At 68.7% G+C, this 5,530-nt stretch carries 6 protein-coding genes; 5 read left to right on the top strand and 1 reads right to left on the bottom strand.

Going from position 1 to position 5,530, the window contains the following annotated elements; genetic code table 11:
* The first annotated feature begins 126 nt into the window (after positions 1-126).
* Genes VM306_RS02230 through VM306_RS02210 form a run of 5 tightly spaced genes read left to right on the top strand, consistent with a single transcriptional unit; the run spans position 127 to position 4,692 of the window.
* Positions 127-1,101 (top strand): ABC transporter substrate-binding protein, encoded by a 975-nt coding sequence (locus VM306_RS02230; protein ID WP_325510506.1) that lies wholly within the window; start codon positions 127-129, stop codon positions 1,099-1,101.
* Positions 1,102-1,105: 4 nt separating this feature from the next.
* On the top strand, positions 1,106-2,305 hold the full coding sequence (locus tag VM306_RS02225) for an MFS transporter (protein ID WP_325510505.1): 1,200 nt from the start codon (positions 1,106-1,108) through the stop codon (positions 2,303-2,305).
* A gap of 12 nt (positions 2,306-2,317) precedes the next feature.
* Positions 2,318-3,325 (top strand): hypothetical protein, encoded by a 1,008-nt coding sequence (locus VM306_RS02220; RefSeq protein WP_325510504.1) that lies wholly within the window; start codon positions 2,318-2,320, stop codon positions 3,323-3,325.
* 18 nt (positions 3,326-3,343) lie between these two features.
* Positions 3,344-4,261: a prolyl aminopeptidase gene (gene pip / locus VM306_RS02215; RefSeq protein ID WP_325510503.1), complete on the top strand. Its 918-nt coding sequence runs from the start codon at positions 3,344-3,346 to the stop codon at positions 4,259-4,261.
* Positions 4,258-4,692, top strand: coding sequence for a DUF1992 domain-containing protein (locus VM306_RS02210; protein ID WP_325510502.1), 435 nt, complete (start codon positions 4,258-4,260; stop codon positions 4,690-4,692). The genes pip and VM306_RS02210 overlap by 4 nt, the downstream gene beginning before the upstream one ends.
* A gap of 24 nt (positions 4,693-4,716) precedes the next feature.
* Here VM306_RS02210 and VM306_RS02205 read toward each other — a convergent pair whose 3' ends face one another.
* A complete protein-coding gene (locus VM306_RS02205; RefSeq protein WP_325510501.1) occupies positions 4,717-5,235 on the bottom strand; it encodes a lytic polysaccharide monooxygenase auxiliary activity family 9 protein in 519 nt (172 codons plus the stop codon).
* Between the last annotated feature and the right edge of the window lie 295 nt (positions 5,236-5,530).

Below are 5,530 nucleotides of genomic sequence, written 5' to 3'. Positions count from 1 at the left end.
TACGACGCACCGTCGTCAGTTCGTTCCGCACGGTCACCAACCTACCGGTGCGCCCGATCTTGTAAAGCCTCCTGTTAGGTTAGGTAGGCCTAACTCGGGAGGTGGACAGTGTGCAGGACAGTCGCCGTGGTTCTGCTGCTCGGCCTGGTGGCCGGGTGCGGTGGGAACGCCCCGACGGAACAGTCGGGTGGCCAGTGGTCGTTCAAGGACGACCGCGGCAAGGAGGTCACCGCACCGAAGCGGCCGGAGCGCGTTGTGGCGCAGGTCTCGGCCGCCGGTGCGCTCAAGGACTACGGGATCAACGTCGTCGGCACGTTCGGCCCGCTCAAGCGTCCTGACGGCAGCACCGACCCCGAGGCGGGCAGCATCGACCCGAGCCAGGTCACCGACATCACCGGCCCCGGCTACGGCGAGATCGACTTCGAGAAGTTCGCCGCACTGAACGCCGACCTGGTCGTCGCGGGCCACTACCCAGAGGCCACCGGACTCTGGCACCTCACGGCCGAGTTCGAGGAGAAGGTGCTCAAGATCGCCCCGACCGTCGGCATCGGCCAGTCGAAGATCCAGCTGCCGGACGGCATCAAGCGCTTCCGCGAGCTGGCGAAGTCGCTCGGCGCCGACACCGGGTCGGCCAAGGTGAAGGCCGACGAGGAAGCGTTCACCAAGGCCGCGGAACGGCTCAAGGCCATCGGCGCGAGGATGACGGCCGCGAACCAGAAGATCCAGGTCGTCGGCGCGGACCCGAAGCTCTTCTACGTCGCGGTGCCCGCCCGCAACCCCGACCTCGACTGGTACGCCACCGAGCTCGGCCTGCCGCTGCTCACGCCGGAGAAGCCCGACAGCGAGGGCGGCGGCTACTTCCAGTCGCTGTCGTGGGAGAACTCCGGCACGTACAAGGAGCACGTGATCATGTGGGACACCCGTCAGCACGTGCTCGACCCGGAGAAGATGAAGGAAGGCCACCCCGTCTTCCAGGCGCTGCCCGCCGTGCAGGCGAACCGGTTCGTCGAGTGGAACGCGGTCGCGCCGCTGAGCTACTCCTCCTACGCCGGGATCATGAACAAATTGGCTGACCAGCTGGACCAGGTGTTGGCAAAGTAGCCGTGTGCTGACGCTTCTGAAGGAGAACGGCCCGTTGCGCGTGCTGAGCACCGCACGGGTCGTTTCCGTTGTGGGGGACGCGCTCAGCCTGGTCACGCTGATGGTCCACGTGCAGTCGATCCTCGGGAAGGCCGTCGCGGTGGCGGCGCTGCTGCTGGTGGGCGACTTCGCGCCGTCGTTGCTCAGCCCGCTGACCGGGGTCATCGGCGACCGCTTCGACCGGCGCACCGTCATGATCGTCTGCGAGGTCGCGCAGGGCGTGCTGCTGGCGGTCATCGCGGTCACCCTGCCGCCGTTGCCGGTCCTGCTCGTGCTCGTCGGGCTGCGGGCCGTGATCGGGCAGGTCTTCGTCCCGGCGTCGCGGGCGGCCGTGCCGAGCCTCGTCGCGGAGAAGGACCTCGGGCAGGCGAACACCGCGCTGGGGCTGGGGTCCAACAGCGCCGACGTGATCGGGCCGTTCCTCGCGGCGCTCCTGCTGACGTTCATGGACACCCGCGGCGTGCTGCTCGTCGACGCCGTGTCGTTCGTGCTGTCCGCGTTGCTGTTGCTGCGGTTGCCGAAGCTCGTCGTGCCGCCGGGGCCGGTCGAGGGCGTGTTCGCCGGCGCCAGGGCCGGGCTGGGGGAGATCTGGGGCAACCGCGCGTTGCGGATCGTCTTCCTGGGCTTCTGCGGTGTCGTGGCGTGCACCGCGATCGACGACGTCGCGGTGCTGCAGCTGACCATGGTGTCGTTCGGCGGGTCGGAGAGCACGGCCGGCGTGGTGCTCGGTGCGGTCGGGATCGGCCTGCTGCTCGGGTACGCGTTGCTGGCCAGGGGATCGGCGCGGTGGAGCATGGTGACGCTGCTCGTCACGGGGTTCGTGATCAGCAGTGCCGGCAACATGTTCACCGGTCTGGCCTGGGGTGTCGCGTCGGCGTTCGCGCTGCAGGCCGTGCGGGGGCTGGGCATCGCGGCGATGGACGTCGCGCACAGCACGTTGATCCAGCGGCTCGTGCCCGGTGATCGGACGGGCAGGGTGTTCGGCAACTTCTACGGCGGAATCGGTGTGGCTGCGGCAGTGTCGTACATCGGCGGAAGTGTGCTGCTCGACGCCGTGGGACCGGGGCCGACGTTCCTGCTCAGCGGCGGCGCGGGTGTTCTGGTGGCGCTTTGGGCGGTTGCCGCTTCCCGGGCAAGGGGTGTTGAGTGGGAACCAGCCTCTTGAGGGGAGAAGGCGATGTGGGGGAAACGCATTGCTGTGCTCGTGCTTTCGTTGCTGCTGACCGGAGTGGGCGCTTCTGTCGCCCACGCCGGCACCGGCGTGGTGCCCGCGTCGACGTCGTGGACGTCCGCTGAGCGCGGCTGGGTGCTCGGCCTCGACACCCTGTGCCAGACCGCGAACTGCCCGCAGCTCGTCCGCACGCTCGACGGCGGCACGACGTGGACGCGCGTGAGGACCCCGGCACTGGCGGTGCCGGAGACCGGCCGGCTGCGGGTGGTGTTCGCGAACGACGCCGCGGGCATGGTGACCGACGGCGAGCAGCTGTTCGTCACCGGCAACGGCGGCACGCGCTGGGAACCGTCGGGCATCAAGGGAACCGTGGGAGCGCTGGGGTTCGACGACTCCGGGTTCCTCGCGGTGATCTACGACGGCACGTCGTCGCGCCTGTTCCACCGCGAGCTGTGGTTCGGCTCCTGGCAACCGGTGCCGGGCGTCGAGGTGAAGGGCCAGGCCTTCGGGTCCATCGCACCGGGCCAGGTCTCGTTGTCCGTGACGTTCGTGGAGAACCGGTACTGGACGCGGTCGTTGCCGGGCTGGCTGGAGGAACCCGCGCCGTGCACGATCGAGTCCGCCACCCGCCTTGCGACCGTCAGCACCGACCGCTATGCGTTGTGCAGCTTCGATCCCGGCTTCGGGAACATGTCGAAGGAGCTGCGCAGGTCTTCCGGGGGCGAGCCGTTCGAGACCGTCGGCGTGCCTCCGCGTGACGGCATCACCACCGGGTTCGCGGTGTCGCCGGAGACTGCGCTCGTGGCCGCGACCGGACGCGACTGGTCGTTCGTGCACCGCGGTTCCGGCGACAAGTGGGACACGCCGCTCACGCTCGGCGGGCCTCCGTTCGAGGACCTGGCCTTCTCCGACGCACGCCACGCGGCGCTGGTGCGCGGCGGGCCCGGCCAGGAGTCCGCCGAGGTCTACCGGTCGGACGACGCGGGTCTGAGCTGGAAGCCCGTCGGCGTGTAGGTCGGTACGCTGAAGATCGTGGAGCCTTACGAACACGGCATGCTCGACGTCGGCGACGGCAACCAGGTCTACTGGGAGGTCGTCGGCAACCCGGACGGCAAGCCTGCCGTGTTCCTCCACGGAGGTCCCGGCGCCCCGGCGAAGGGCGCCCGCAAGGCGCTCGACAAGGAGAAGTTCCGGCTGGTCATCTTCCACCAGCGCGGTGCCGGCCTCAGCACGCCGCACGCGAGCGACCCGGCCGCGGACATGAGCGTCAACACGACCGGCCACCTGATCGCCGACATGGAGAAGCTCCGCGAGCACCTCGGCATCGAGAAGTGGCTGGTGTACGGCGGTTCCTGGGGTTCGACGCTCGGCATCGCCTACGCCCAGCGGCATCCCGGGCGGGTCTCCGGGATGATCCTCGCCGCGATCACCCTCTCGTCCGCCCGCGAGCTGGAGTGGCTCTACGAGGGCGTTTCCCGGTTCTTCCCGGAGGCGTGGGCGAGGTTCAGCGCGCACGTCGATGGCGCGCCGGACATCGTGCGCGCGTACGCGGACCTGATGGAAAGCCCGGATCCCGCCGTGCGCGAGCAGGCGGCGCTGGAGTGGGTGCGGTGGGAGGACACCGTGCTGTCGCTCGAGAACTTCGGCAAACCCGACGTGTTCGCCGGCCGCGCGTCCGACGACGTGATCGCGCTCGTGCGGATCATCACGCACTACTACGCGAACCTCGGGTTCGTCGAGAACCTGGTGGGACACGCGGAAAAGCTCAAGGGCATCCCCGCGGCACTGATCCACGGCCGCCGCGACATGAGCTGCCCCGCCGACACGGCGTACGCGCTGGCGCAGGCGTGGCCGGACGCCGAGCTGACCCTCGTGGACGACAGTGGCCACAAGGGCAGCCCCGCGTTCGTGGAGGCGATGCAGGCCGCCGTCAGGAGGTTCTCCCCGTGACAGAACGGAAGCCGCCCGGCATGGGCTTCGAGTCGTGGATCGACAGGCAGATCCGCGAAGCCCAGGAACGCGGTGAGTTCGACGACCTTCCCAGCGCCGGCACACCGCTGCCGGGCGCGGGGGAGCCGCTGGAAGAGGACTGGTGGATCAAGCGCAAGCTCAGGGAGGAAGAGGGCAGGGCAGGGTTGCCCCCTTCCCTGGTGTTGCGCAAGGAGGCCGAGACCGCCAGAGCCCGTGCTCTGGCGGCCAGGACCGACGACGAGGCACGCGCGATCATCGGGCAGATGAACGCGAGGATCCTCGACGCACTGCGGAAACCGTTGTCCGGCCCGCCCTTGAACCTGATGCCGTTCGACGTCGACGAGGTGGTGCGTGAGAGGAAGGGGACCTCACGCGCCCAGGGCGTGTCCCGTGAGTCTCGTCCGCGATAGTCGCGGCCGAGGGCCCCGGCGGGATCAGCTCGCGTTGATGTCGATGCAGGAGTAGAACGCGTTGGTCGTGTCGCCGATGTTCCACACGGCGAGGACCTTGTGCCGTCCCGCGGAGCCCACGTTGACCGAGTGCGACACGGTGGCCGGCGGCTGCTGGTTGTTGCCGCTGAACGTCGCGACCTTGCGACCGTCGACGAAGTAGTCGTAGTCACGCGTGCGGTGACGCGCGGTGAACGTCCAGTTGAAGGTCACCGTGCGACCCGTGTTGGTGACCTTCCAGCCCTTGCTGTCGTTGTTGAGCACGGCGAACTGCGACAGGTTGGCGTTGCAGCTCTGCAGGCCCTTCGGGCCCTCGACCGACTGCGGCTCCCACTGGATGGCCCCGCAGTCCTTCACAGCGCCGCTGGCGCACTGCGCCTGACGGCTGGCAGGCGAGGACACGTAGCCGTGCGCGAACGCCGTGCCGCTGGGGAGAGCCACGACGAGCAACGGTGCAGCGAGAACGCCGGCCATCGAGGCCGCAACCCTGCGTCCAATCTTCATCTGACTTCCTTTGCCTTGATGTGCGTGCATTCCGGTACATCGCGGCGGCGATTGAAGGTCTAGACCATACCGCGCGTAATCGGGACGCCACAAGACGTGTCTGACAGATCGGGCAGGAGATGTCCTGCGTGCGGAACCTTCGAAGTCATCGAAAGTTGCGCCAGGTCGCCACGGACGTGAAGACCGTGCACATCGAGCAGATCGGGCACCACGTGGCGATGGAAGCCCCCGAACAGCTCGCGACCGCCCTCCTCGACTTCTACGCGAACATCGACAGGGGATGACCCCACGGCGC

The sequence above is a fragment of the Lentzea sp. genome (genome assembly GCF_035525475.1).
GTDB lineage: Bacteria > Actinomycetota > Actinomycetes > Mycobacteriales > Pseudonocardiaceae > Lentzea.
Note: the sequence above shows the minus strand (reverse complement) of the source record. Positions and strands in the feature narration are given on the sequence as shown.

Excerpts from the sequence above, each read along its gene's own strand:
- VM306_RS02220 (WP_325510504.1), top strand. The coding sequence starts at position 2,318 with ATGTGGGGGAAACGCATTGCTGTGCTCGTGCTTTCGTTGCTGCTGACC.
- VM306_RS02205 (WP_325510501.1), bottom strand. The coding sequence starts at position 5,235 with ATGAAGATTGGACGCAGGGTTGCGGCCTCGATGGCCGGCGTTCTCGCT.